Annotated in this window: 2 protein-coding genes and 1 pseudogene; 2 read left to right on the top strand and 1 reads right to left on the bottom strand. The window is 68.1% G+C overall.

Annotation, left to right across the window (positions count from 1 at the left end; all coding sequences use genetic code 11):
• Window positions 1-106 precede the first annotated feature (106 nt).
• Complete coding sequence (locus tag QH195_RS12305; protein ID WP_280435454.1) at window positions 107-691, top strand: RBBP9/YdeN family alpha/beta hydrolase; 585 nt, start codon at window positions 107-109, stop codon at window positions 689-691.
• Window positions 692-845: 154 nt separating this feature from the next.
• Window positions 846-2,402, top strand: coding sequence for a long-chain-fatty-acid--CoA ligase (locus QH195_RS12300; protein WP_280435453.1), 1,557 nt, complete (start codon window positions 846-848; stop codon window positions 2,400-2,402).
• On the opposite strand, the pseudogene QH195_RS12295 reads toward QH195_RS12300, so the two are convergent.
• A pseudogene (locus QH195_RS12295) lies at window positions 2,374-2,652 on the bottom strand (LysR substrate-binding domain-containing protein); the annotation flags it as partial. The gene QH195_RS12300 and the pseudogene QH195_RS12295 overlap by 29 nt on opposite strands.
• Window positions 2,653-2,782 lie beyond the last annotated feature (130 nt).

Here is a 2,782-nt window from a genome sequence, read left to right as displayed (position 1 = left end):
CCCCGCCGGGGCGCGGGGGGGCGGGCGGGCGCCGCGCGCCCCCCCCCCCCCCCCCCCGACCGGTTTGCGCCCATCAGCATTGTGTACCGCCGTCTCGAGGAGACCCATGAACAGCACCGCCGACCCGACAGTGGTGATCGTGCCCGGACTCCGCGACCATGTCGCGGAGCACTGGCAGACCTTGCTCGCCGATCGACTCGAGCGAACCTGCACGGTGCCGCCACTCGAATACGACACACTGAGCCGCCGGGCCAGGGTGGCCGCGCTCGCGGACGTGCTCACCGAAATCGACGGACCCGTGGTCCTGGTGGCCCACAGCGCAGGCGTGATAACCACTGTGCACTGGGCGCAGCAGCCGAACCGGCCGATCCTCGGCGCACTTCTCGCAACGCCGGCCGATCTGGAAAGCTCACTGCCCGAGGGCTATCCGACAACCGAAATCCTCGACCGTGCCGGATGGAACCCGATTCCGCGCCGCCGGTTGCCGTTTCCCAGCATCGTCGCGGTCAGCAGCGACGACCCGCTGGGGTCCCACCGGCGGGTCGTCGGCATGGCGGAGGCCTGGGGCAGTCGAGTGGTGGAGTTGGGCGCAGTCGGCCACCTCAATCCCGCGTCCGGTTTCGGGTACTGGCCGCAGGCCGAAGAACTCGTGCGGCAGCTCAGCCGGGTGTCAGAGCAGGTCGCGCCGTGACCTGGGTGTTCTTCTTCGGGATGGACGCGGTTACCGATATCTCCGCAGGGTCTCGCCTTGGTCGGCGAATTCGGACTGTGCGGTCCACCCACCTCGGCGCCACTCGCCGGTGCCGCGGCCGGCGGTCGTCGGGACAACCGAAAGTGAGTTCGACGTGCTGAACCTCGCCATGCTCTTGACCGATTCCGCCCGCCGCTACCCGGACCGGGACGCACTTGTCCTCGGTGCCGAGCGGATCACCTACGCGCAGCTGGAAGCCCGGTCGAATCAAGTGGCCAACCTGGTGGTTTCATGGGGTATCCGGCCGGGCGAAAAGGTAGCGCTCTCCTGCCCGAACGTGCCCGAGTTCCCGATCGTCTATTACGGGATCCTCAAGGCCGGCGCCGTCGTCGTTCCGCTGAACGTGATGCTCAAAGGCCGCGAAATCTCCTATCATCTGGCCGATTCCGGTGCCGCCGCCTTTTTCTGCTTCGCGGGCACCGATGAGCTACCGGTCGGGGAGTTCGGCCGCGCGGGGTTCGACGCCGCACCCGAATGCCGGGAGATGGTGCTTTTCACCAGGGGACCCGGTGACGGCGAACCGGGAGACGGTGTCACCGCACTGTCCCGTGCGCTCGAAGATCAGCCGGAGATATTCCAGGCAGCGGTAAGCGAGGCCGGCGATACTGCGGTCGTCCTCTACACCAGCGGAACCACCGGAAAACCCAAAGGAGCCGAGCTCACCCACATCAATATGGTGTTGAACGCGGTGACCGCCAACAGGCTGTTCGACAGTAACCCGATCCGGCACGATACTTTCCTGGCCACGCTGCCGCTGTTCCATTCCTTCGGGCAGACCGTCGTCATGAACGCGGGTCTCTCCGTCGGGGCCACACTGGTCCTGCTGCCACGGTTCGAGGCGGCGGCTGCCCTGCGGCTGATGATGGATGAGGGAGTTACCGTGTTCGCCGGCGTACCCACCATGTACTGGGCGTTGCTCGGAGCCCTCGACGAGACCGTCGACGTCGATCGGATCGCTCACACCATCCGCCGGGCGATCTCGGGCGGGGCTCCCTTGCCCGTCGAGATCCTCACTCGTTTCGCGGAACGTTTCGGGGTGTGGATCCTGGAAGGCTATGGCTTGTCCGAGACCTCCCCACTGGCTCTGTTCAGCGATCCGGAGCGCGACCCGCGTCCGGGATCGGTCGGGGTGCCGGTCTGGGGTGTCGAGGCGCGACTCGTCGACGACGACTGGCGAACCGTCGACGACGCCGGGCCGGGGGAAATCGCGCTGCGTGGACACAACGTCATGAAGGGCTACCTGGGCCGGCCGGCGGAGACCGCCGAGGTGACGCGCGACGGCTGGTTCCGGACCGGCGACCTCGCCCGCCGCGACGAGGACGGCTTCTACTACATCGTCGACCGGGCGAAGGACCTCATCGTCCGCAACGGTTTCAATGTCTATCCGCGGGAGGTCGAGGAAGTGCTCATGACCCATCCGGCTGTCTCCCTCGCAGCGGTGATCGGTGTGCCGCACGAGAGCCTCGGCGAGGAGGTCAAAGCTTATGTCATCCTCGATCCGAACGCCCGGATCAGCGAGAAAGACCTGATCCTGTGGTGCCGAGAACAGATGGCGGGTTACAAATATCCCCGCTCCATCGAGTTCACCACCGCTCTGCCCATGACGGCGACCGGCAAAATACTCAAACGGGAACTCGTCGCACGAGTCTGACGAGATCGCCCGCGGGCCCCTCCAGTTGACGCGGCGGACGCCAGACGGCGCGAAGTGTGCGATCGAGGTGGAGGCCCTCCACCTCGACGACTTTCAGCTCGCCCGACTTCACCTGGGCCGAGACCGCGAGGGTACTCAGGACCGCCGGTCCGACCCCGCCCAGCACACTCGTTCTGATGGCGGCACCACAGCCGAGCTCGAGCAGTGGTGCCGCCCTGTGGTATTAGTGGAGAGCCAGGTCGAGCGTGGGGGGCGGGGCCGGGGCGGGGGGGGGGGGCGCCCCCCGGGGGGGGGGGGGGGGGGGGCGCCGGATGGGGGGGGGGGGGGGGGGGGGCCGGTGGGGGGGGGGGCCCCCCCCCCCCCCGCCCCGGGCGGGGGGG

Source organism: Nocardia carnea, assembly GCF_029868855.1.
In the GTDB taxonomy this organism is placed as follows: domain Bacteria; phylum Actinomycetota; class Actinomycetes; order Mycobacteriales; family Mycobacteriaceae; genus Nocardia; species Nocardia carnea_A.
The sequence above is the reverse complement of the archived record's forward strand: the minus strand, read 5'-3'. Positions and strand labels throughout refer to the sequence as shown.